Consider the following 21,996-nt stretch of genomic DNA (forward strand, 5'->3'; position numbering starts at 1 on the left):
CCCGGGGGCCCGCGCCTCAGCAGAGCTGCAGGTGCGGTACTCCGGTGTGACGATGAAGAGAGGACGACTTCCCGAAGAGCGGTCGGATTGGTCGGATCGACATGAGTGAGAACGTCCTTGCCCACGGAGCCGACGCGACCGGCACGACGGACTCCACGACCGCCTTCCGGAAGGCGATCGACGCACTCGGCAAACGCGGCGGAATCGTCGAGATCCCGGTCGGCCGGTACCGGATCGACCAGGCTCCCATCGAGGTCACCACCCCGGTCCACTTCCGGGGGGACGGCGGGATGGTGCGCACCGCCGTCGACGAGGGCGGCGTCAATGTGCCGGGCAGCGTCACGACCCTGCTGTTCCCGCCCGACCAGGACGGATTCGTCGTGGTGGCGCCCTCCTCGGCCAACGCCCACTTCGAGGGCCTGGCCCTGATCCGTACCCGCGCGAGCGGCCCGGCTTCGGAGCGCTTCGCGCGGCGCGGCATCCACGCGGAGAACCGGATCTGGGCCGAGAGCCTGTACCTGCTGAACTGGGAACGCGGCATCGACCTCGACGGGCGCACGAACCACCCCGCGGAGCCGGACCACATCACCGCCTTCGCCACGAACGACTCCTACGTCTCCCGGATCTTCGCCGAGGACTGCTTCTGGGCGACGTACGCCCACGGCCAGGACGCGCAGGCGAGCCACTTCGAACACATCGTGACGCTGAGCTGCGAAGCGGGCATCTACGACTCCAGTCTGGCCGGCAACGGCTACGTCGACTGCTACGTCGACGGCGGGTTCTCCGAGCCGCCCTACTACATGGACACCAACCAGTCCGTCCTGCTGAACTGCCGGTGCGAATCCCACCTCCCGCCCCAGCTCGGACCGGGCGTCACGGTGGTGGGCGGCGGGTTCAACGTCGCCGGGCTCCCGGCGCAGGTGGCGAAGGCGCTGGGCGTCACCGGTGCCCCCTTCCGGCAGATCAACGGCGTCCCCGCCCGGCATGAGGGAGCCCCGTTCCCCGGCGGGACGGCGAACTTCGCGGCCGGGGAGCAGATCGTGGTGACGGTCGACGGGGTCGCACGGACCGTCGCCTTCGCCGCCGGTGCGTTCACGCCCCGCCAGGTGGCCGAGCGGATCAACGCCGCGTTCGCGGACCTCGCGCTGCCCCGGGTCGCCACCGGGTACGGGTTCGACAACTCCCTGACCGTCGAGGGCTGGCGGGGGCACGTGACGGGGACGGTCACCGTCACGGGAGATCCCGCGACCCTCGCGAAGATCGGCTTCCCGGCCCCGAGCCCCACGAACGGCCTGAACTACGGTCAGCTGCTGTCGGCACCGGAGACCGCGCACGTCACCTTCCGCGCCCATTCGGGCCTGAAATCGGACGGGACCCCGGGAATCAACGAGCCCGGCTTCGAGGAGCAGCTCGAAGTCGTCATGGCGTACGACGGCATCCGGCCGATGTTCTGGCAGGCCAGGGGCGACACCGGTGACGCCCACGAATTCGGCATCCTCCGGGACGTCGGAAAGGGCGTGCGGCGCTGGGCGTTCACCCGTGCGTCCCTCCCGAGCCTGATCTCGCTCGGGTTCACCATGCCCCAGGACTCGCTCGGCGCCGACCAGGTGGTGGCCTACGACGGCCTCTGGATCCAGGCCCCCCGTGGCCGCCGGATCCTCCTGTGCAGCGGCGTGCCCAACGCCAGCCAGGGAGCGCTCGAGGACACCCAGCCGCCCACCCCTCCGCACGACTTCGCCTGGGACCTGGCCGCTGACCCGCCGAAGCGGTACGTCCGCACGGTGACCGGCTGGGTGGCGGACCCCGCCGCCGTCGGCAGCACCTCTGAGGGCAGCACGTCTGACGGCAGCACCTCGCAGCCGGCACCGGCCCTCGACCTGACACTGGACCAGCGCAGCCTGGTGACCGTGGACGACGCCGCCGGGCAGTGGCAGTTCGAAGGGGGTGAGGTCCTCCGGGCGGGGAGCCGGGTCGCGGACTACGCGAGCAGCAAGCGGGTCGTGACCGGTGGGACCGACACGCTGCACGTCGCCATGCTGACGCTGTCCCTCTTCTTCGTCGACCTGGCCGGGGCGCCGACGGAGAACCTGACCCTCCAGGGAACGCACAACCTCTCCTCGGGGGAGGCGAACGGCAGCGTCAGCGCCGCCTCGCCCGGATTCGCCGACCGCATCGGCGCGGGGTTCCGGCAGGTCGGCCAGGCACTGACCATTCACTGAGCACCCTCCTCGGTGCACCCGCCATCGCGGCCCCCGGCGGGTGGCGGCACCCCCCCGGGGCCGGATCGGCGCTGTCCGGTTTCCCAAGTGACGGAGTGGAGTGTGAGGTTGCCGATCTTGGCCGGGATGGAGATCGGTGGCGGGGCGACGGGGCGTCATGCTGGGGGCCCGCACCGCGCCGTGACCCCGAGGAGACCGAGATGAGCGACACCCCCACCGCCCGCTGGAGCGTGGGCGCACCCGAGCCCGGCGAGTTCGCCGCCTGGCGTGAGCTCTTCCGCGGGTACTGCGAGTTCTACCGCGTGCCGTGCCCGGAGGAGAAGGCCGAGCTGGTGTGGTCCTGGCTCACCGACAAGGACCACGAGGTGGAGGGGCTGCTGGTGCGGGACGGGGACGGGACGCCGGTCGGGCTCGCCCACTACCGGCCGTTCGCGCGGCCGCTGCACGGGGCTGTCGGCTGCTTCCTGGACGACCTCTTCGTCGCTCCGGACGTGCGGGGCGGCGGGGCGGCGGACCTGCTGCTGGCCCGGTTGCGGGAGATCGCCGCCGAGCGCGGCTGGAACACCGTCCGCTGGATCACCGCCGAGACCAACTACCGGGCCCGCAGCAAGTACGACCAGGTCGCCACCCGGACCCCGTTCCTCACCTACGACATGGCCCCGGACGCCGCACTGCGCTGAGGATGCGCTGAGCCCCGCTGCGCTGGGGCCCGCCCCGCTGAGGCCTGATTCGCCGAGCTCTGATGCGCCGAGCTCTGATGCGCTGAGGCCGCGACCGGGCCGCCGGACATTCGTTCGGACTTTCTGTTATCGGCGCGCTGCCGGGAGGTCTCCCAGGTGTCGGCACCCGACCGGCCGACCCGGAACAGAAAGCGTGACCACGTGAACAGCGACGACAGGACGACCATTCGCCCGGCGACCGGTGGCGACGGCGGCGCGGGCGGCGCCCACGGCCGGTCCGGTGGCCGGGCCGCGCGGCGGGCCGCCGAACGGCAGGCCGGTCAGGGCCGTCGCCGGCGGCGCGGCGGGTTCGTGCCGGTCACCGCTGTGGTCGCGGCCGTGGCCGGTACCGGGCTGATCGCCGCGCTGGCCGGTGCGGGGTATGCCGCGTACGGCGGCAAGCAGACCGATCGGGACGCCGTCGGCCAGGCGATGGCCGCCGACGCGCTGATCGCCGCCGAGATCGGCACGCACGAGGGCATCCAGGTCCCCGGCGCCGGGGGAGCGGACCCGGCCGCCCCGGTGCCGCCGGCCGGCCCGGCCGCGACCGACCCGGCGGCCACCCCGAGCGCCCCGGACACGCCGCCCGCCACCGCCCCGGCCACCCCGACGGCTTCGGCCACCGCCACCCCGACCCCCACCGCCTCCGCCTCCGCCGCCAAGGCGACCGCGAGCGCGACCCGGACCACCGCCGCGCCGACCGCCGCCAAGCGGACCGCCACCGCGCCGGCAGCCCCGGTCGGCGGCGGCGCGGCCCCCTCGGATGCCCAAGCGGTCGTGGACCTGGTCAACGCCGAGCGCGCCAAGGCCGGCTGTGGGCCGGTCACCTCCGACCCCCGGCTGGCCACCGCGGCCCAGTCGCACAGCGACGACATGGCCGACCGCAACTACTTCGACCACGCGAGCCCCGAGGGTTACCACGCCGACCACCGGATCGAGGCCACCGGCTACCGCTGGAGCACCTGGGGCGAGAACATCGCCCGGGGCCAGAAGGACCCGGCCGCCGTGATGGACGCCTGGATGAACAGCCCCGGCCACCGCGCCAACATCCTGAACTGCGCGTTCAAGCAGCTCGGCGTGGGTGTGCGGACCGGCTCCGGCGGCCCGTGGTGGACCCAGGTGTTCGCCGCCCCGGCCTGACCGGCCCTCGGCCCGAGCCGTTCGGGCACGCCCTTCCCGACTCGATCCGGTCGCCGATCCAGCCTCCGCCCCGGCCTGATACGGCCGCCGATCCGGGCCGATTTTCCGATTCCGCGCACATTGTTGTTATCTGATCACTCCCCACAGGTCTCCGAGGAGGCAGCGGCGGACGGAAACACGGCAATGCGGAGTGCGGACCATGAACGCTGATGTGCAGAACAGGACCGGGAGCACCCTGGTGCTCGCGGCGCAGGCCGGCGACCGGCAGGCCCAGGAGGCGCTGGTCGCCACCTGGCTGCCGCTCGTCTACAACGTGGCCGGCCGCGCCCTCGGCGGCCACGCCGACGTGGACGACGTCGCGCAGGAAACCATGATCCGTGCGCTGGACGGCCTGGACGGGCTCCGCGACCCGGACTCGTTCCGCTCCTGGCTGGTCGCCATCACCATGAACCAGGTGCGCCGCCGCTACGCCGCCGGTCAGCAGCAGGCCGTCGGCGGACTGGACGAGACCTGGGAGGTCGCCGACCCCACGGCCGACTTCACCGACCTCACCATCCTGCGGCTCGGCCTCTCCGGCCAGCGCCGCGAGGTCGCCGAAGCGACCCGCTGGCTCGACCCCGACGACCGCGAACTGCTCGCCCTGTGGTGGCTGGAGGCCGCGGGCGACCTGACCCGCGGCGAGCTCGCCGAGGCCCTCGACCTGAGCCCGCAGCACACCGCGGTCCGCGTCCAGCGGATGAAGAAGCAGCTCGAGGCAGGCCGCGTGGTCGTCCGCGCCCTCAGCGCCTACCCCCGCTGCCCCGAACTGACCGAGCTCACCGCCGGCTTCGACGGCACCCCGAACTCGGTCTGGCGCAAGCGCATCGCCCGTCACATCCGCGGCTGCGCCGACTGCGACGGCCTCGGCCGCGACCTCTTCCCCGCCGAGGGACTGCTGGCCGGTCTCGCCCTGGTGCCGATCCCGCTCGGTTCACCCGTCCTGCTCCACTTCCAGCACACCGCGGCCGCCGTCGCCGCCCAGTCCGCCGCCACCGGAGCGGGCTCGGGCGCCGGCCTGGGGGCGGGCTCGGGCGCCGGGTCCGGTACGGGAGGCGGCGCGCACGCCGCTGCCGGAGGACACGGCGGCTGGGCCGGCACCGCCGCGCGCAAGGCCGTCCTGGTGAGCGGCGCGGCCGCCGCGGTGGCCGTGACGACCCTCGCTCTGGTCTGGCCGCAGCACAGCGAGTCTCCGCTGGCGGCCGCGCCGGAGCCGACCGCCCCGGCCGCCGCCCAGGACACCCCGAGCGTCGCCGCCGCACCCGTGGCGGTCGTCCCGACACCTGTGTCGATGCCGACGCCCACGGAGACGCCCACGGAAACCCCCACACCCACAACCACGCCCACACCGACCCGTATGGTCACCGCCGCACCGGTGCCCAACCCGGAACGCCAGCTGGTGGACCTGGTCAACGCCGAACGCGCCAAGGTGGGTTGCGCCCCGCTGCGGATCGACCCCCGGCTGCACTCCGCCGCGCAGAAGCACACGGACGACATGGCCACCCGCGGTTTCTTCGACCACGTCAACCCGGACGGCGTCCGCACCGACGCCCGGATCACCGCCGCCGGCTACCGCTGGTCCCAGTGGGGCGAGAACATCGACCGGGGCCCGACCACCCCGGCCGCGGTCTTCGCCCGCTGGATGGACGGCGGCATCCACCAGTCGAACATGCTCGACTGCGGCTTCAAGGACATCGGCGTCGGCGTCGCCACCAACCAGGCCGGCACGCCCTACTGGACCCAGGACCTCGGGGCACCGATGTCCTGAGCAGACGGGAGCCCGGGTCGCCCCTGACGCGGCGGCCCGGCCCCGACACCGTGGCCCGGACTAGGCGGGGGTGACCCCGACCAGCCCGTCCGCCGATCCGGTCACGAAGCCCGTGGCGTGCCCGACGACACCGCCCGCGTCGCCGACGTGGCCGGGCACCACGTCGGGCGCGCTGCTCAGCGGCCCGGGCAGTCCCTCCTGGCCGCCCACGGCGCTGGCGTGCGCACTCGGCGCGGTGAGAGAGGCCACGACACCCACGGCGAGCGAGGCGACGGCGAGCATGCTGCGCTTCTTCATGGCCCGTCCAACGACACTGCGCCGGAAGGGTTACGGGGGCGGCCCGCACGAACCACCCCGTGCTCTCCGTCGCCGCCGTGCCGACAGCGCGTCAGACCCGGTAGAACGTCCGCCCGGCGGAACCGGAGGAGACCGACCACACCTCGGTTATCAGCCCGCCGCTGAGTCGCAGGACGTCCGTCCCGCTGCGCGCCACGATGCCGCCCTCGCCGTCCGAGAAGCTTGCCAGGTACGGCCGGGCCACCAGGCCGGACACCACCCCGTCGACCGACTCCAAGTCCACCACGGCGACGCCCTCGGCCTGGAACCGCAGCTCCGACCGCTTGGCGTGCCACTGCCGGATCACCTCGGCCAGCGCCGCCGGCGTCCGCACCTCGTCGAACACCTCCGAGCCCGCCTGCGTGTACCGCAGGGTGAAGTCGGGCTCCATGATCTTCTCGGCCAGCCCGAACTCGCCGTTCCACAGCGCCGTCCAGCGGTCGTAGACCTCGACCCCGAACTCCCGCAGCTCAACACCCATGAGAAGGCCCCCCGTTCGTTCCCCGACCGTTCGTCGATCGTGCTGGGGACGCTAGCACCGGCCACTGACAATCCGGCCGGGGAGCGCGGCGAGGGCCCGCGCGGAGACATTGGACGGCCCGCGCGCCGACCGGGACTCAGGCCGGGCGGCGGGCGGGCCGTGGGAACCACCATGGCCTCACCAGCCCCTGCCGGTCAGGGCGCGCACGCGGCGACCGGACGCACACCGGCGCGCCGGGGCGTGCAACAGGAGCCCCAGCGGCGCCGTCAGAGCGTCCCGGAGCCCCGGGCCACCCCCGTCCCGCCCACCGCCCGGGCCCCGTCCTGCGGTGCCGCCGCCCCCACCGGCCGCACCGTCCAGTCCGGATGCCCCGGCATCGGCGGCGTGCGCAGTCCGTACAGCCAGTCGTGGAGGAACCCGCTCAGGTCCTCCCCGGACGCCTCGGAGGCGGTGCGCACGTAGTCCTCGGTGGTCGCGTTCCCGTAGCGGTGTTCACGCAGGAAGGCGTGTTCGATCCGGTCGAAGGTGTCCGCGCCGACCTTCTCGCGCAGCGCGAACAGCACCAGCGCGCCGCCCGCGTAGCGCTGGCTGTCGAAGAGGTCGGCGGCGTTCGGGAGGGCGACCGGCCCGGAGTCGTGGCGCCACTGGTCGCCGAGCCCGTAGACGTCCCGCATCCGGTCGACCAGGGTGAGGTGGTCCCAGGCGTCGGGCCAGCCGCGCTCGTAGCGGTACAGCAGACCGTAGAAGTCGGCGTGGCCCTCGTTGAGCCAGAGGTCGGACCACTTGGCCGGGGAGACGCTGTCGCCGAACCAGGAGTGCACCAGCTCGTGCATCATGTGCGAGCCGATCTCCGACTCCGGTCGGCGCAGGAAGTTAGGCTTGTAGAGGGTCAGGGTCTGGGTCTCCAGGCCGGTGAAGGCGAACGCCTCCGGGTCGTCGGTGTTGGCCGGCAGGAGGCCGTAGGTCTCGAACGGGAACGGCCCCAGGTGCTGCTCCGCCCAGGCGAGTTGGTCGGCGGTGAGGGCCAGCGCGGGCTCCAGCTCGGCGGCCCGGGCGGTCGGGACGACGTCGCGCAGCGGCAGGCCGTGCGGGCCGGTGCGCTCGCGGACGGTGTAGTCGCCGACCGAGACCTGGACCAGCTCGGTGGCCATAGGCTCGCGGGAGACGTACCGGCGGGTGGTGCGGCCGTCGCCGTGCCGCTCGGTCTGCGCCAGCCGGCCGTTGGCGACGCCCAGGAGGCCGTCCGGTGCGGTCACCGCGATGGTGAACCGGGCCTTGTCGCTCGGATGGTCGTTGCACGGGAACACGGTGTGCGCGCTCTCCGGCTGGCCGGCCACCGCGAAGCCGTCCGGCGTCGGGACCCAGCCCGTGTGCGGCTGCGCGGCCCGCGGATCGGCCGTGTACTCGACCGTCAACTCGGTGGTGGCGCCCGGACGGAACGGCTCGGCCGGGGTGACGGTCAGCTTCTCGTCGTGCGTCGCGAAGGCCGCCGGGCGCCCGTCGACCCGGACGGCGCGCACGGCCAGCCCGAGCGCGTCCAACTCCAGGTGGGCGAGTGTGCGGTCGGGCCGGGCGGTGATCACGGCGGTGCCGTCCACGGTGCGGGTGTCGGCCCGGTAGTCGAAGGCCAGGTCGTAGGCGAGCGCCCGGTACCCGGTGTTCCCGAGCGAAGGGAAGACCGGATCGCCCAACCCGTCGACGGCACCGGCCGACGGAACGCTCGCGGACAGCAGCACCGCACTGAGCACGAGCGACAGGGCGAGACCGGCACGGGGCCTGGACAGGAATGATCACCGCACTTCACGAGTGGGAGCGGGCGCGGAAGCCGCCGGGACAGGTAGACCGCGCACGGATGCTAGTGGACCGCCGGCCCGTGGCAGGCACGATCCGCGGGATCCGGGGGCCGGCGACACACCGCCATCCCCCGGACGGCCCACGGTGATGGCGCGGCCCCCGGGCGCGGTCTAACGTCGGGAGTGCTTCGTCCCCTGACGGACGAGGCCACGGCCGTCGGAAAACCTGGCCAGGTCCGGCGGCCGTACTTTCATGCCCTGGCACTCCCCGCGGACGCACTCCCCGTGCACGCACCCCGTAGGCTGGCGGCCGAGACGAGCCCCGCCCCGGATGCCAGGAGCCGCCGTGACCAGCCCCGCTTCGCACGTTCTGGTGATCGGCGAGTGCGTCGCTGACATCGTCCGTACGGACGGCGCCCCGGACCGGGTGCACCCCGGCGGCAGCCCCGCGAACGTCGCGTACGGTCTGGCGCGGCTGGGCCGCCCGGCCACGCTGCTCACCGAGCTCGGGCCGGACGCCAACGGCCGGCTGATCCGGGCACACCTGGAGTCGGCGGGCGTGCGGGTGCGGGCCGCCGAAGTCGCGCGGACTCCCTCGGCCGTGGTGCGGCTGGACGGGCAGGGGCGGGCCCGCTACACCTTCGACATCGGCTGGTCGCTGCCGTCGGCCGGGGCGGCGCCGACCGACCTGGCGCAGGCGCCCGCCGCGATCCACGTCGGCTCGATCGGCGCGGTCACCGAGCCGGGCGCGGCGGCGGTGCTGGCGCTGGTGGAGCGGTGGCGCGGGCGGACACCGATCAGCTACGACCCCAACGTGCGCCCCGCGCTGATGGGGGAGCGGGCCGAGGCCGTCCGGCGCGTCGAGCGCTGTGTGGCGCTGAGCGACCTGGTCAAGGCGAGCGACGAGGACGTGGCCTGGCTCTACCCGGGCGAGCGGCCCGAGACGGTCGCCGAGCGCTGGCTGGCCCTCGGCCCGTCCGTGGTCGCGGTGACCCTCGGCGCCGAGGGCGCTTTCGCCCGCACCGCCGGGGGCACCCGGGTCGAGGCGGCGGCCGTCCCGGTCCCGGTCGCGGACACCGTCGGCGCCGGGGACTCCTTCATGGCGGCCTTCCTGCACTCCCGCGCGAGCGGCGCCGACCTCCCGACCTGCCTCACCCACGCGGTGACGGCCGCCGCCCTGACCGTCTCCCGCCCGGGCGCCGACCCGCCCTCGGCAGCCGAGCTGGAGGCCGCCCTGGCGGACGGCCTGGGGTGCTGCTCCGACCCCGGCGTGGTGTAGCCGGCGGGCCTCCACGCGGGGACCGGGCGAGGTCCCGGCCCGCCGGGTCGTCGCCGCTGCTGTTCAACGCCCTTGCGGCTCCGGCACGGTGAGCTCCTTGCCGTACCAGATCTGGGCGTACGGGCCGTTGCTGTAGGCGGGGATCTCCTGGTAGCCGTGCCGGGCGTAGAGCGCGCGGGCCTCGACCAGGTCGAGGCGGGTGTCGAGGACGATCCGGTCGGCGCCGAGGGAGCGTGCCGCCTCGTCGACGGCGGCGAGCAGGCGGGCGCCACCGCGGGTGCCGCGCAGGTCGGGGCGGACGTAGACGCGGGTCAGCTCGACGGTGGTGGCGTCGAGTCGCCGCAGGCCGGCGCACGCGTGGGCGACGCCGTCGTACCGGCCGAGCAGGAACAGGCCGTCCGGGGCGACGAGGTCGTCGCTGGGGGAGTCGGCCAGACCGGACTCCAGCTGCTCCGGGGTGCCTTCCCGCCCGAGGTGCAGGCGGTAGTAGCGGTTGGCCACGTCGTAGTAGTACTCGCGCAGCAGTTCCAGGGCCTCGGGGGTGGTCACGTCGGCCGTGGCGACGGCCCAGAGGTCGGGGCGGCGGGGCGCGGTGCTCGTCATGCGCGCATGATCCACTCCCTGTCGCCGTCGTCGCAATCGGTTTTCGGGGGCGGCGCGGGCCCGGGCGGGGCGGGCGGACGGCAAAGGAACGGCAAGGCCTCCGGCGCGCCGTTGCCCCGCACGGGTGATGAGGGGATTGGCAGGGGTGCGCGGCGGGGGAGCAGTGCAGCTATGCACAGACCATCAGATTGTCAGATTAATGGGGGTTTGAGGGGGAGTCAGAAGAGCCGGAGCGGTGCGCGGACCGGCCTGCTGGCCACCGTCTGCCTCTCCGCCGTCATCACCGGCTGCGCCGGTCCGGCGGGCCCCGCCGGGCCGAAGGCGGCCCCGGCGACGAAAGACGCGGTACCCGCCGTCGAGGCTGCGGCACCCGCCGAAGCCGCTGCCGCCGCAGCCCCCGAGGTGGCCGGCCGCGGCGCGGCCCGCCCGCCTGCGGCGCCGCCGTTTCTGCCCGGCCTGGCCCGCCAGGAGGAGGAGACCAGCAGCGAGGCGGTCGCGCGCCAGGAGGCGGCGGTCCGGACCGCGCTGGAGACCGCGCAGCGCTGGGGTCTGGAGAGCCCGCCGTTGAAGGCGCCGCCGCGCCCGGCGACCAGGGTCCAGCTCACCCCCGTCCAGGGCGTCAAGCTCGCGGAGGGCCGCCCGCCGGTGGTCTACCGGGTGCCGACCGACGACAAGGTGGTCTTCCTGACCGTCGACGACGGCGCGGAGAAGGACCCCGCGTTCTCCCGGATGGCCGAGGAGCTGGGGATCCCGCTCAGCACCTACGTGTCCGACTACCTCGCCCGCGAGAACTACGGCTACTTCCGCGACCTGCACGCCCAGGGCGTGGAGATCAACAACCACACGATCAACCACCGCAACCTGAAGGTCCTGGACTACGAGACCCAGCGCCAGGAGATCTGCAACCAGCAGGACCAGCTGGAGCAGCAGATCGGCGTCCGTCCCCGGCTGTTCCGGCCGCCGTACGGCGAGTACAACGACGACACGCTGCGCGCGGCGGCCTCCTGCGGGGTGCAGGGGGTGCCGATGTGGAACGAGGAGGCCTTCCCGGACCACATGGAGTGGCGCTACGACGACCGGAAGCTCCATCCGGGTGACATCATCCTCACCCACTTCCGGGGCACCGACATCTGGAAGGCGTCCATGCCGGACCTGCTGCGCAAGGTCGTCAACGACGTCACCGCGGCCGGCTTCTCCCTGGGCCGCCTGGACGACTACCTGTAGCGACTGTCTGTAGCGACGACTACCTGTGGGGACGACCACGCGGCGGGGCGACCCACCCGGAGGGACGGCCACCCGGAGGGCGGCTCAGCCGAGCGAGAGGGCGTCGAGGTACACCCAGGCGCCCTCGTACCGCACGAAGCGGCTGTGCTCGGTGAGCACGCCCTCCTCGTCGCCCTCGGTCCAGTGCGCCCGGAAGGCGACCGTGCCCTCCGCGTGGAACGCGCCGCCCTCGGAGGTGGAGACCACCTCCAGCCGGGTCCAGCGCAGCGCCGGGTCGAAGTCGACCTCGGCGGGCCGGGTGTCCGGGTGCCAGGTCCGCAGCAGGTACGCCTCGTCCTGCGCGGCGAAGGCGCTGAACCGGGAGCGCATCAGCGACTCCGCGGTGGTGGCCGCCGCCTGGCCGCGGTGCAGTCGGCCGCAGCAGTCGCCGTAGGCGGCGGGCGGGCCGCACGGGCAGGGGGAGGAGGGCAGCAGCCGGGGAGCGGCGGTGCGGGGCGCGGGGCGAGGTCGGGACATGCGCCCATTCTCCCCCACCGCCGTGTGGCTCCCGCCGCCCGGGACCCGGCGGGCGCGGGGCCCGCCCCCTCGGTGCACCGGGGAGGCGGGCCCGTCCGCGTTACGCGGGGCGCCGGAAGGAGTAGTTGAACTCGGCGTTGCCGAAGTGCCCCATCATCCGGAGCCAGAAGGGCATCAGCATCTCCGTCGCCCGGGCGGCCACGATGTCCCCGAGGTCGATGATCCACTCGGCCGGCCAGCCGAAGCTGCCGAGCAGTGCGACGGCCTCGGCCTTGGCCGCCGCGTCGTTGCCGGCGATGAAGAGGTTGTGCTCGCCGGTCAGCCGGCCCGGCTCCACCATCAGCTCGCAGTTGATGGTGTTGAGCGCCTTCACCACCCGGGCCTCGGGGAACTCGCGCTGGATCCGCTCGCCGACGCTGTCGGTGTTCACCGGGTCGAGGGTCACCTGGCCTTCGGGGTCGAACACCAGCGGGTTGGAGACGTCGATCAGCAGCTTCCCCGCGAGGTGCTCCGCCCCGGCGGCCTGCAGCGCCGCCAGCGAGACCGTCCCGCCGGTGGCGTTCAGCACCACCTCGCCGAAGGCCGCGGCCTCGGCGAAGGTCCCGCACTGGGCGGCGGGGCCGGCCTGCGCTGCCCAGGCCAGCCCCTTCTCGTTGTCCTTGCGGCGGGAGCCCAGCGTCACCTGGTGGCCGAGCGAGACCAGCTTGCTCCCCAGGGTCTGCCCGACCATGCCCGTGCCGATGATTCCGATGCGCACCGTTTCCCCGTTTCGTCAGGAGGAGGCCCGTCCCTGCCGAACGCGCCGGCGACGACCCTAGTTGACCGGGCGTCAGTCGCGTCGGAACGACCGGATCACGTCTTTGCCTCGAGGGTGGACATCCTCAGGCGCGGGCGTCACCGAAGCAGCCGCGCAGCGCCCGTGTCAGGCCCTCCGGTTCGGTCTCGTCGACCCCGGACGCCCAGGCCACGTACCCGTCCGGGCGCAGCAGCAGCGCACCGGCGGGCGGTTCGGCGCAGTCGGCGGCCACGAGGTCCACCCGGTCCTGCCACCCCGCTGCGCGGTCCGCGAGCGCGAGTTTCCCGCCCGTGAGGTCCAGCAGCAACGGGCGCCCGCCACGGGCGAGTTCGGCGAGCCGGACCGGGCCCGCGGCGGTGGTCAGCGCGAGGTCGGGTGCGAAGCGTCCGGCGAGCGGGTGCGGGCAGTCGGTGTCGTAGTGGATGTCGCTGCCTGCCAGCAGCGCGGCGATCCGGGCGAGGTTGTCCTGGTAGGAGAGCAGTTCGCCGACCAGGGCGCGCAGTGCGGTGGTTCCGGGGCCGGGAGCCATCAGGGCCATCTGGGCCTGGGAGTGCATGAAGACCCGCTCGCCGATCGGGTGGCGCTCGCGGTGGTAGCTGTCCAGCAGGCCGGTCGGGGCCCGGCCCTGGAGTTCGGCGGCCAGCTTCCAGCCGAGGTTGGCGGCGTCCTGCAGGCCGAGGTTGAGGCCGGGGCCGCCGGTCGCGGCGTGTACGTGGGCGGCGTCGCCGACCAGCAGCACACGGCCGTCGCGGTAGCGCTCGGCGAGCCGGGTGTTGTGGCCGACGGTGCGGCGCGGCGTGTACGGGCCGGGCGTGCGGGCCGGGGAGAGCGCCAGATCGGCGCCGGTGACCCGGCGGATGCTGGCGCTCAGTTCGTCCAGGGTGAGCGGGGCCTGCTGGTCCACCGGCGGGCCTCCCCACTCCATGGTGGCGACCATGACGGCGTCCTGGTCGAAGGGCGAGAGGACGAAGACGCCGTCCTCGGTGCGGGTGTGGGTGAACGGGCGGATCGGGGTCGGGCAGCCGGGCAGGAGGACCTCGCCGTCGTCGGTGAGCCGGGCCCCCTCGGGCGGCAGCACGTGGGCGATGCGGGAGACCGGGTCGGGCGAGGTGACCCCGGGGAAGCCGATCCCGGCGAGTTTGCGGACGGTGCTGCGGCCGCCGTCGGCCCCGACCAGGTAGCGGGCGCGCGCCTGCCCGGCGCCGTCCGGGCCGTGGACGTCCACGGTCACACCGGTCGCATCCTGGACGAAGCCGGTGACCTCGCAGTTTCGGCGTACGGTGATGCCGAGTTCGCGGGCGTGTTCCTCCAGTACCTCCTCGATCCGGTGCTGGGGTACGAGCAGGGCGTGCAGCGGGTTCCGGTCGAGCCGCTGCAGGTCCAGCGGGAAGGCGCCGAACACGAAGCGGGGTACGGGCTGCGGCGCGCCCGGCGTGGTGCCGAGCTGCTCGTACAAGCCCCGGTGGTCGAGCAGTCGGATGACCTGGCCGACCAGCCCGTTGGCCTTCTGCTCGCCCGAGCGCTCGGGCAGCCGGTCCAGCACTACCGGCCGGGCTCCGGCCAGGGCCAGTTCGCAGGCCAGGAACAGCCCGACCGGGCCGGCGCCGACGATGACCACGTCATGCATGATGGGTCCCCCCTCTGGGACGGTGAGTTCAGCGGGACGACGGCCTGGGCAGCCCGGCTGCCAGCAGGTGCAGCGCCTGCTCGAGCAGTGGCCGGAACGGCACCGGCGGGTCGGCGTTCAGGTACTGGTCGTTGGCGACCTTGACCGCGGCCAGCGCGGTCGCGGCGACCAGTTTCGGGTAGAGGTCCCGGTCCGGGTCGGTCCCGGTCCGGGCGGCCACCGCGGCCGCGAGCCCGGCCTCCGCGTCCGCCCCGCCGCGCCACAGCTCGGCCTGGAGTACCGGTTCGCGCAGCAGCAGCCGTACGGCGGCGGTCCACCGCGGGTCCGGCTGCTCGGTCGCGACCCCGAACGGCAGGAGCATGGCCTGGGTGAGCGCCTCCCACAGCGGCTCGGCGGCCGGTCGCTCCCGCAGTGCCTCGGCGGCCTGCCGGACCCGGTCCTGGTGTCGGGAGACGATCGCCTCGGCCTTGCTGGAGAAGTAGTTGTTGTAGGTGCGCGGCGACACCCCGGCCTCGGCCGCGATGTCCTCCACCCGGACGTTCTCCAGCCCCCGCTCCACCGCCAGGCGAAGTGCCGCCCAGCTCAGTGCCTCACGTGTCGCGGCCTTCTTCCGTTCCCGCAGGCCGGGCTGCCCGTTCGTCATGGCACCACTGTTCCGCAGAAAGTGCGTGCCGCGCAATAGTGCGTGCCACGCAAGTTTTTCCGGCCCTGGGGGGCTGTGGCGAGCCGCCCGCCACCTGCGGTTCGTCGCTGGTAGTAGTTGCCTGGTTGCGGAGCGATTCGCGCCAAGAGCCCAACCCCGCAGGAATTCCGGCGGGACGACTCGACAGGACCTGAGGAGCGGTCATGGGTGGCAGACAGCGTCCGCCGAGAGCACGGAACCCTCGCCAGGGCAGGCCCGCCGGAGACGGCGGCCGGGCGAAATCCCGGGTGGAGTTCGCCCGCATCGAGGGCTTCCTGGCCTGGGAGGCGGAGGTCGCGGCGGCCGAGCGGGACGCCCGCGCCTTCGCCGGACAGTTCCCCTGGCTCCCCGCCGCGGAGCGGGAGAACCTCGAACAGGCCTACACCGCCGACCGGCTGCGCTACGCCGAGGAGGTCGTGGACCGCGCCGTGGAGCGCTGCCGTCGGCTGGCCGCCCGCTACCGCGGCGAATGCCGCCGGATCTGCACCCGCTGGGCGGCGCTCTGCCTCTCCGTCACCCTGGCGGCGGCGCTGTTCGCCGTCGTCCCGGCGGTCCTGCGGGGCTGAGTCTCGCAGGGCCACTGCGTCCGAATGAAGGGCGAGGGCCCGCTGCGCCGGCAACGGCACAGCGGGCCCTCGCCCTGCCCGGAGCGGGGGTCAGTGGTGGCCGTGGCCGCTCGTGACCTCCGCGTGCTCCTCGGCGGTGGGCTTGGCGATCTGGCTGTCCTGGCCGTAGAAGCCGCGGGACAGCTTCACCCGGGCGCGGGTCCACATGCCGGCCTTGCGGACCACCCCGTTCTCGTCCACCTCCGGCGGCAGGACCGTCGGGCGCGGCTGGTCGTGCGCCGTGAGGGTGAAGAGCCGGCCCTGCGGCAGGGGGGCGTGGATCTCGATGAACTCGCCGTGCTGGAGCCGCTTGATGACGCCGGTCTCCCGGCCGTGCAGCACCTTCTCCTTGTCCCGCCGCTGCAGGCCCAGGCACCACCGCTTGGTGATCACGAAGACGACCACCGGCACGGCGAAGAAGCCGGCCCGCACCGCGTACGTGATCGCGTTGATCGAGAGGTGGAAGTGGGTGGCCAGCAGGTCGTTGCCGCCGCCCGCCAGCAGGACCAGGTACAGGCCCATCCAGGCCGCGCCGAAGGCCGTACGGACCGGGGCGTTGCGCGGCCGGTCGGCGATGTGGTGCTCGCCGCGGTCCCCGGTGACCCACGCCTCCAGGAACGGGTAGCCCCAGATGATCATCAGGACGGTAGGGAAGATCATCAGCGGGATGAACACCCCGAGATTCAGGGTGTGGCCGCCCCAGACGCTGATCTCCCAGCCGGGCATCACACGGACCAGGCCCTCGGAGAAGCCCATGTACCAGTCCGGCTGGGCGTCCGTGGACACCTGGTCGGGCCGGTAGGGGCCGTACGCCCAGATCGGGTTGACCGTGGCGATGGCCGACATCACCGCGACCACGCCGAAGACCAGGAAGAAGAAGCCGCCCGCCTTCGCCGTGTAGACCGGCAGCAGCGGCATGCCGACCACGTTCTCGTTGGTCCGGCCGGGCCCGGCGAACTGGGTGTGCTTGTGGTAGAAGACCAGGATCAGGTGCGCCGCGAGCAGGCCCACCATGATCCCCGGGATCAGCAGGATGTGGACGGTGAACAGCCGCGGGATGATGTCGGTGCCCGGGAACTCACCGCCGAACATGAAGAACTGCAGGTACGTGCCGACGATCGGGACGGCGAGGATCGCGCCCTCCATGAACCGGATGCCGGTGCCGGAGAGCAGGTCGTCCGGCAGCGAGTAGCCCATGAAGCCGTCGAACATGCCGAGGAACAGCAGCAGCGCGCCGAAGACCCAGTTGACCTCGCGCGGCTTGCGGAAGGCGCCGGTGAAGAAGACGCGCATCATGTGCGTCAGCATCGAGGCGACGAAGACGATCGCGGCCCAGTGGTGGATCTGCCGCATCAGCAGGCCGCCCCGGACCTCGAAGCTGATGTCGATTGTCGAGGCGTAGGCCTCGGACATCGGGACGCCCTTGAGCGGCACGTACGAGCCCTCGTAGACGACCTCGCCCATGCTCGGCTTGAAGAACAGGGTCAGCCAGACGCCGGTCAGGATGATGATGACGAAGGTGTAGAGCGCGATCTCGCCCAGCATGAAGGACCAGTGGTCCGGGAAGATCTTGCGCAGATTGGCCTTGGCCAGGGAGTAGATGCCGAGCCGGCCGTCGGTCCAGTCGGCGAGAGCCTCGGCCTTGTTCGCGGGCTTGGCGCGCGTGGTGGTCACCGGTCCCGGCTGCGACTGCTGGTCGGTTCTCACGACGGGCTCCCCGGCGTCCTCGGCGTGCCGTGCTGGATCCCCGTCGGCGGGAACGCCGGCCGGCGAAGTGTTGTGATCATGGGACCTCTCGATACGGGCCCGCCGGTCGGACCGGCGCGCGGACCGGGGTGGTCCGCTGGACCCGTTGCTCAGGGTGATGGAGCGCTTACTCTGACATGCTGTCGGCAGGGGGCCGACTGTGCACGTCCATCGGCCCGTCCGGCCGCTCGTGTCGGGCCGGACGGGGGTCCCTGACGCCCGATCGGCTGGCCGCCGGTCGGCCCAACGGGTGCCGATGCTGCGGTCGGGTGCCGCTGAACCGATTCGGCGCGCGCCGCGCCCGGGGCTCGCGCGGTCCACGGCCTACGCTGCGCCAATGGTGGATCACCGTGAACTCTTCGAGGACGTCACCGAAGCCCTGACCCGCGCCGGGTTCGACACCGCGCCGGGCCCCTCACCGCTGTGGATCGGCCACCACCCCGAGGGCGTGGTGGTCGGCTGGACGCCGGACGCGGAGCCGGACGGGCCGCTCACCCGGGAGGCGCGCGCGGCGCTGAGCGGCGCGGCCGCGCTCGTGCTGCGCGAGTGCGGCTACCTGGTCGCCGAGACGGAGGCGGGCGACCTGCTGGTGCGCACCGCCGAACCGGTGACGGTCCCGGCCGAGCCGGAGCCGGTACCCGAGCAGTGGTGGGGGTGACGGGCCGAGCGGCGGCGCGCGCCTTCCGCCGGCCGTCCGTCTCCCGCCGACTGCCCTTCTCCCGCCGACCGCAGCGACGTGCCGGTTTGGGGAACGCGCGGGGGGTTCCATACCGAACCCTTACCTGAAGCGGGGGTGCAGTTGACCAGCGCGGCTCTAAGGTTTGCCTAAGCTAAGCCGAAGCGCCCTGGACCACGACGTCCGGGGCGTTCGGCTGTGCCGCTCCACCGCCACCGCGGCGGGGCGAGAACAGGTGACGGCCCGGGGTGGCCCGGGGGAGGAGCCCGCTGCATGTGGGATGAGGCGTTTCCCAGCTTCCTGATCGGGTTGCGCGAAGGCCTGGAAGCCGGACTGGTCGTGTCGATCCTGGTCGCCACGATGGTCCGGGCGGGCCAGAAGGCCCGACTGCCCCAGGTGTGGAGCGGCGTCGCGGCGGCCATCGCGCTCAGTCTCAGCTTCGGCGCGGTGCTGACCTTCACCTCCGCCACCCTCTCCGGTCACGCCCAGGAGGCGTTCGGCGGGGTGCTCAGCCTGATCGCGGTCGGCTTCGTCACCGCGATGGTGTTCTGGATGCGCCGCTCGGCCCGCACCCTCTCCGCCGAGCTGAAGGAGAAGGTCCAGGCCTCGCTGGCGATGGGCGCCGGCGCGCTGGTCCTCACCAGCTTCCTCGCGGTCGCCCGCGAAGGCCTGGAGACCTCGCTCTTCCTGTGGACCAACGTGCGCACCGCCGGGGAGTCCACCGGCCCGCTGCTCGGCGCGGCCGTCGGCCTGGTGCTCTCCACCGGGCTGTGCTGGGGCCTGTACCGGCGGGCGCTGAAGATGAACCTCACCCGGTTCTTCACCATCACCGGCGCAGGGCTGATCGTCGTCGCGGCGGGCGTGCTCGGCTACGGCCTGCGCGACCTGCAGGAGTCCGGCCTGGTCGGCGGCGGAAGCACGTACGCCTTCGACCTGAGCGGGCACCTGGACGCCTCGTCCTGGTACGCCACGCTCGTCCAGGGCACGCTCAACCTGACCGTCACCATGACGGTCCTGCAGGTCGTCGGCTACGTCGCGTACCTGGGCATCGTGATGACGAGTTTTATCGAGGACGTCCGGGGCGGCACGGGTGCGTCGGCCGCGACTCCCGCCGCGGGTTCCGGGCCGGCTGCGGCCGAGAAGGCCGCGCCCGCCGAGCAGAAGGCCGGACCGGTGCGCCCCGGGCGTCCGCGCTGGGTGCTGCCGGTCGCGCTGGTCGCCGTCCCGGTCGTGGTGGCCGGCGCCGTCGTCGCGGTCAGCGACGGCAAGCAGGACAGCTCCGCCACCGTCACCGTCTCCGAGCACGACTGCGGCAAGGGCTTCGGCACCCCGCAGCCCGGCCAGCAGGTGTTCCAGATGCACAACACCGGCGACAAGGTCTCCGAGGTGTACCTGGTCAACCCGGGCACCGGCGCGGTCTACGGCGAGGTCGAGGGCCTGGCCCCCGGCACCACCCGGGCCCTGACCGCCACCATCGGCTCGGGCGACTACGCCTGGCGCTGCGTGCCCACCGGCGGAAACGCCGTCACCTCCGCCGCCGTGCACCTCACCGGCGGCAGCGAGGTCAAGGCCGTCAAGCCGGTCTCCGAGGACGACCTCAAGGGTCCGCTCGACAGCTACAAGGACTACGTCGACCAGGGCCTCGCGACCCTCATGACGCAGTCCCAGAAGCTCCAGGCCGACGTGCACTCCGGCGACCTCGCCACCGCCAAGGCCGACTGGCTCACTGCGCACCTGCAGTACGCCTCGCTCGGCGCCGCCTACGGCACCTTCGCCGACCTCGACGGCAAGATCGACGGGCGCCCGGACGGCCTCGCCGACAAGTACCAGGACCAGGGCTTCACCGGCTTCCTGCGCCTGGAGTACGGCCTGTGGCACGGCCAGTCCGCCGCCGACCTGACGCCCGTCGCGGACGAGCTGGCGCAGAACGTCGCCAAGCTGGCCCACGACTTCCCGACGCAGGACTTCGACCCGGCCGACCTGCCGCTGCGCGCCCACGAGATCCTGGAGAACACCCTCCAGTTCGAGCTGACCGGCGACACCGACATGGGCAGCGGCACCAACCTGGCCACCGCCCAGGCCAACCTGGCCGGCACCCAGGAGCTGCTGACCCTGCTCCAGCCGCTGCTCGACGAGCGCGACCCGCAGCTGCTGGTGCGGGTGAACGCCGGGATGAAGCGGGTCGGCGACCTCGTCGCCGCCGCCCACGCGCCCGAGGGCTGGACCCCGGTCGACCGGCTGTCCGCCGACGCCCGCCGCCGGCTCAACGGCGCCACCGGCCAGCTGCTCGAAGACCTCGCCCCCATCCCCGCCCTGCTCGAGATCCGGAAGGCCGCCTGATGACCGACCACACCGCAGCCGCCGGCTCCTGCCCGTTCCCGCACGCCGCCGCCCAGGAGGCCGCCCGGGCCGCCGCCGTGGCCGCGGCGGAGAGCGGCTGTCCGGCCGGTCCGGCCCGGCGCAGCTTCGTCCGGGCCGCGCTCGGCGCGGGTGCCGGAGCGGCCGTGCTCGGCGGCGGCGCCCTCACCCTCGGCGCCGGCCCGGCCGCCGCCGGGGACGGCCGGCAGGCCAAGAGCGGGGCGGTCCCGTTCCACGGCGACCACCAGGCCGGGATCACCACCCCGGCCCCCGGCTACGCGGCCTTCGTGTCGTGCCAGGTGATCGCCCAGGACCGCAAGGGCCTCGAAGACCTCCTCAAGACCCTGACCGAGCGGATCCGCTTCCTCACCGCCGGCGGCACCCCGCCCGACCTCGGCGTCGGCGCGCCGCCCTCGGACAGCGGCATCCTCGGCCCGACCGTCCCCACCGACAACCTGACCGTCACGGTCGGCGTCGGCGCCTCGCTCTTCGACGACCGCTACGGGCTGGCCAAGGCCAAGCCGCTCAAGCTGACGCCGATGAAGACCTTCCCCAACGACAACCTGCAGGCCGCCGAACTGCACGGCGACCTCTCGCTGCAGATCTGCGCCGACCGCCAGGACACCGTGCTGCACGCGCTGCGCGACCTCACCCGGCACACCCGCGGCGCGCTGCAGATCCTCTGGCGGATCGACGGCTTCCAGAACCAGTCCCGCCCGGACGGCGCCCAGCGCAACCTGCTCGGCTTCAAGGACGGCATCGTCAACCCGGACACCGGCTCGTCCCGGGAGATGGACCGGCTGATCTGGGTGAACGGCGGGACGGGCGAGCCGGCCTGGGCCGTCGGCGGCAGCTACCAGGTGATCCGGATCATCCGGATGCTGATCGAGTTCTGGGACCGCGTCACCCTGACCGAGCAGGAGAAGATGTTCGGCCGCCGCCGCGACACCGGCGCGCCGCTCGACGGCCACCAGGAGACCGACGCGCCGGACTACGCCAAGGACCCGGACGGCAAGGCGATCCCCCTCGACGCGCACATCCGCCTCGCCAACCCGCGCACCGCCGACACCGACGACTCCCGCATCCTGCGCCGCGGCTACAACTACGACCGGGGCATAGACAAGGCGGGCAACCTGGACATGGGCCTGGCGTTCTGCTGCTACCAGCAGGACGTGGTGCGGCAGTTCGAGGCGACCCAGACCCGGCTCATCGGGGAGCCGCTGGTGGACTACATCTCGCCGACCGGCGGCGGGTACTTCTTCGTCCTGCCGGGTGTGAAGGACAACGCCGACTGGCTCGGGCGGGGGCTGCTGGCCGCCGTCTGAGGGTGAACTCCACGGCGGGCCCGGTGCGTCGACGCACCGGGCCCGTTGGCACCGGGCCCGTTTGTGC

Annotated in this window: 19 protein-coding genes; 10 read left to right on the forward strand and 9 right to left on the reverse strand. The window is 73.3% G+C overall.

The annotated features are described in order from the left end of the window. Positions 1-101: 101 nt before the first annotated feature. From ACZ52J_RS15920 to ACZ52J_RS15935, 4 genes are all read left to right on the forward strand, one after another. Positions 102-2,219, forward strand: a complete 2,118-nt coding sequence (locus ACZ52J_RS15920) for a hypothetical protein (RefSeq protein ID WP_465619168.1) — start codon at positions 102-104, stop codon at positions 2,217-2,219. A gap of 200 nt (positions 2,220-2,419) precedes the next feature. Continuing rightward, positions 2,420-2,899: a GNAT family N-acetyltransferase gene (locus ACZ52J_RS15925; protein ID WP_465619170.1), complete on the forward strand. Its 480-nt coding sequence runs from the start codon at positions 2,420-2,422 to the stop codon at positions 2,897-2,899. 201 nt (positions 2,900-3,100) lie between these two features. Continuing rightward, positions 3,101-4,078 (forward strand): CAP domain-containing protein, encoded by a 978-nt coding sequence (locus ACZ52J_RS15930; RefSeq protein WP_465619172.1) that lies wholly within the window; start codon positions 3,101-3,103, stop codon positions 4,076-4,078. A 199-nt stretch (positions 4,079-4,277) separates the two neighbouring features. After that, a complete protein-coding gene (locus ACZ52J_RS15935) occupies positions 4,278-5,882 on the forward strand; it encodes a sigma-70 family RNA polymerase sigma factor (protein WP_465619175.1) in 1,605 nt (534 codons plus the stop codon). A gap of 60 nt (positions 5,883-5,942) precedes the next feature. Here ACZ52J_RS15935 and ACZ52J_RS15940 read toward each other — a convergent pair whose 3' ends face one another. The 3 genes from ACZ52J_RS15940 to ACZ52J_RS15950 all read right to left on the reverse strand — a co-directional run bounded on the left by ACZ52J_RS15940 (position 5,943) and on the right by ACZ52J_RS15950 (position 8,447). After that, positions 5,943-6,179 carry a hypothetical protein gene (locus tag ACZ52J_RS15940; RefSeq protein ID WP_360491389.1) on the reverse strand — a complete coding sequence of 79 codons (237 nt, stop codon included), beginning with the start codon at positions 6,177-6,179 and terminating at the stop codon, positions 5,943-5,945. A 91-nt stretch (positions 6,180-6,270) separates the two neighbouring features. After that, positions 6,271-6,699 (reverse strand): nuclear transport factor 2 family protein, encoded by a 429-nt coding sequence (locus ACZ52J_RS15945; RefSeq protein ID WP_465619177.1) that lies wholly within the window; start codon positions 6,697-6,699, stop codon positions 6,271-6,273. A 266-nt stretch (positions 6,700-6,965) separates the two neighbouring features. Beyond that, positions 6,966-8,447 carry a M1 family metallopeptidase gene (locus ACZ52J_RS15950; protein WP_465619179.1) on the reverse strand — a complete coding sequence of 494 codons (1,482 nt, stop codon included), beginning with the start codon at positions 8,445-8,447 and terminating at the stop codon, positions 6,966-6,968. A 391-nt stretch (positions 8,448-8,838) separates the two neighbouring features. Here ACZ52J_RS15950 and ACZ52J_RS15955 point away from each other — a divergent pair, with 391 nt between their 5' ends. Further along, positions 8,839-9,771, forward strand: coding sequence for a carbohydrate kinase family protein (locus tag ACZ52J_RS15955; RefSeq protein ID WP_465619180.1), 933 nt, complete (start codon positions 8,839-8,841; stop codon positions 9,769-9,771). Positions 9,772-9,834: 63 nt separating this feature from the next. On the opposite strand, the gene ACZ52J_RS15960 is transcribed toward ACZ52J_RS15955, so the two are convergent. Next, complete coding sequence (locus tag ACZ52J_RS15960) at positions 9,835-10,374, reverse strand: GNAT family N-acetyltransferase (RefSeq protein WP_465619181.1); 540 nt, start codon at positions 10,372-10,374, stop codon at positions 9,835-9,837. 207 nt (positions 10,375-10,581) lie between these two features. Here ACZ52J_RS15960 and ACZ52J_RS15965 point away from each other — a divergent pair, with 207 nt between their 5' ends. Beyond that, positions 10,582-11,598 (forward strand): polysaccharide deacetylase family protein, encoded by a 1,017-nt coding sequence (locus tag ACZ52J_RS15965; RefSeq protein ID WP_465619182.1) that lies wholly within the window; start codon positions 10,582-10,584, stop codon positions 11,596-11,598. A gap of 84 nt (positions 11,599-11,682) precedes the next feature. On the opposite strand, the gene ACZ52J_RS15970 is transcribed toward ACZ52J_RS15965, so the two are convergent. From ACZ52J_RS15970 to ACZ52J_RS15985, 4 genes are all read right to left on the reverse strand, one after another. Continuing rightward, positions 11,683-12,114: a YchJ family protein gene (locus ACZ52J_RS15970; protein ID WP_465619184.1), complete on the reverse strand. Its 432-nt coding sequence runs from the start codon at positions 12,112-12,114 to the stop codon at positions 11,683-11,685. A gap of 100 nt (positions 12,115-12,214) precedes the next feature. Then, positions 12,215-12,871: an NADPH-dependent F420 reductase gene (locus tag ACZ52J_RS15975; RefSeq protein ID WP_465619186.1), complete on the reverse strand. Its 657-nt coding sequence runs from the start codon at positions 12,869-12,871 to the stop codon at positions 12,215-12,217. A gap of 124 nt (positions 12,872-12,995) precedes the next feature. Beyond that, positions 12,996-14,537 carry an FAD-dependent monooxygenase gene (locus tag ACZ52J_RS15980; RefSeq protein ID WP_465619188.1) on the reverse strand — a complete coding sequence of 514 codons (1,542 nt, stop codon included), beginning with the start codon at positions 14,535-14,537 and terminating at the stop codon, positions 12,996-12,998. 28 nt (positions 14,538-14,565) lie between these two features. Then, positions 14,566-15,180 carry a TetR/AcrR family transcriptional regulator gene (locus tag ACZ52J_RS15985; RefSeq protein ID WP_465619190.1) on the reverse strand — a complete coding sequence of 205 codons (615 nt, stop codon included), beginning with the start codon at positions 15,178-15,180 and terminating at the stop codon, positions 14,566-14,568. A 287-nt stretch (positions 15,181-15,467) separates the two neighbouring features. Here ACZ52J_RS15985 and ACZ52J_RS15990 point away from each other — a divergent pair, with 287 nt between their 5' ends. Continuing rightward, positions 15,468-15,785 (forward strand): cytochrome C oxidase subunit I, encoded by a 318-nt coding sequence (locus tag ACZ52J_RS15990; RefSeq protein ID WP_465619192.1) that lies wholly within the window; start codon positions 15,468-15,470, stop codon positions 15,783-15,785. 90 nt (positions 15,786-15,875) lie between these two features. Here ACZ52J_RS15990 and qcrB read toward each other — a convergent pair whose 3' ends face one another. Beyond that, on the reverse strand, positions 15,876-17,498 hold the full coding sequence (qcrB, locus tag ACZ52J_RS15995; protein ID WP_465619246.1) for a cytochrome bc1 complex cytochrome b subunit: 1,623 nt from the start codon (positions 17,496-17,498) through the stop codon (positions 15,876-15,878). 409 nt (positions 17,499-17,907) lie between these two features. On the opposite strand from qcrB, the gene ACZ52J_RS16000 reads away from it, so the two are divergent. The 3 genes from ACZ52J_RS16000 (at position 17,908) to efeB (ending at position 21,929) form a co-directional block, all read left to right on the forward strand. Then, the gene (locus ACZ52J_RS16000) at positions 17,908-18,228 is read left to right on the forward strand and encodes a hypothetical protein (RefSeq protein ID WP_465619194.1); all 321 of its coding nucleotides are present in this window, start codon (positions 17,908-17,910) and stop codon (positions 18,226-18,228) included. Between the two features lie 291 nt (positions 18,229-18,519). After that, entirely contained in the window at positions 18,520-20,586 is a 2,067-nt protein-coding gene (efeU, locus tag ACZ52J_RS16005; RefSeq protein ID WP_465619196.1) for an iron uptake transporter permease EfeU, read from the forward strand. Continuing rightward, on the forward strand, positions 20,586-21,929 hold the full coding sequence (gene efeB / locus ACZ52J_RS16010; protein ID WP_465619198.1) for an iron uptake transporter deferrochelatase/peroxidase subunit: 1,344 nt from the start codon (positions 20,586-20,588) through the stop codon (positions 21,927-21,929). Before efeU ends, efeB begins: the two co-directional genes overlap by 1 nt. Positions 21,930-21,996: the final 67 nt, after the last annotated feature.

It is taken from the genome of Kitasatospora sp. NPDC034035 (assembly GCF_055575755.1).

Coding starts and splice junctions, on each gene's coding strand:
- ACZ52J_RS15920 (WP_465619168.1), top strand. CDS start 102: ATGAGTGAGAACGTCCTTGCCCACGGAGCCGACGCGACCGGCACGACG.
- ACZ52J_RS15925 (WP_465619170.1), top strand. CDS start 2,420: ATGAGCGACACCCCCACCGCCCGCTGGAGCGTGGGCGCACCCGAGCCC.
- ACZ52J_RS15935 (WP_465619175.1), top strand. CDS start 4,278: ATGAACGCTGATGTGCAGAACAGGACCGGGAGCACCCTGGTGCTCGCG.
- ACZ52J_RS15940 (WP_360491389.1), bottom strand. CDS start 6,179: ATGAAGAAGCGCAGCATGCTCGCCGTCGCCTCGCTCGCCGTGGGTGTC.
- ACZ52J_RS15945 (WP_465619177.1), bottom strand. CDS start 6,699: ATGGGTGTTGAGCTGCGGGAGTTCGGGGTCGAGGTCTACGACCGCTGG.
- ACZ52J_RS15960 (WP_465619181.1), bottom strand. CDS start 10,374: ATGACGAGCACCGCGCCCCGCCGCCCCGACCTCTGGGCCGTCGCCACG.
- ACZ52J_RS15970 (WP_465619184.1), bottom strand. CDS start 12,114: ATGTCCCGACCTCGCCCCGCGCCCCGCACCGCCGCTCCCCGGCTGCTG.
- ACZ52J_RS15980 (WP_465619188.1), bottom strand. CDS start 14,537: ATGCATGACGTGGTCATCGTCGGCGCCGGCCCGGTCGGGCTGTTCCTG.
- ACZ52J_RS15985 (WP_465619190.1), bottom strand. CDS start 15,180: ATGACGAACGGGCAGCCCGGCCTGCGGGAACGGAAGAAGGCCGCGACA.
- ACZ52J_RS16000 (WP_465619194.1), top strand. CDS start 17,908: ATGGTGGATCACCGTGAACTCTTCGAGGACGTCACCGAAGCCCTGACC.
- efeU (WP_465619196.1), top strand. CDS start 18,520: ATGTGGGATGAGGCGTTTCCCAGCTTCCTGATCGGGTTGCGCGAAGGC.
- efeB (WP_465619198.1), top strand. CDS start 20,586: ATGACCGACCACACCGCAGCCGCCGGCTCCTGCCCGTTCCCGCACGCC.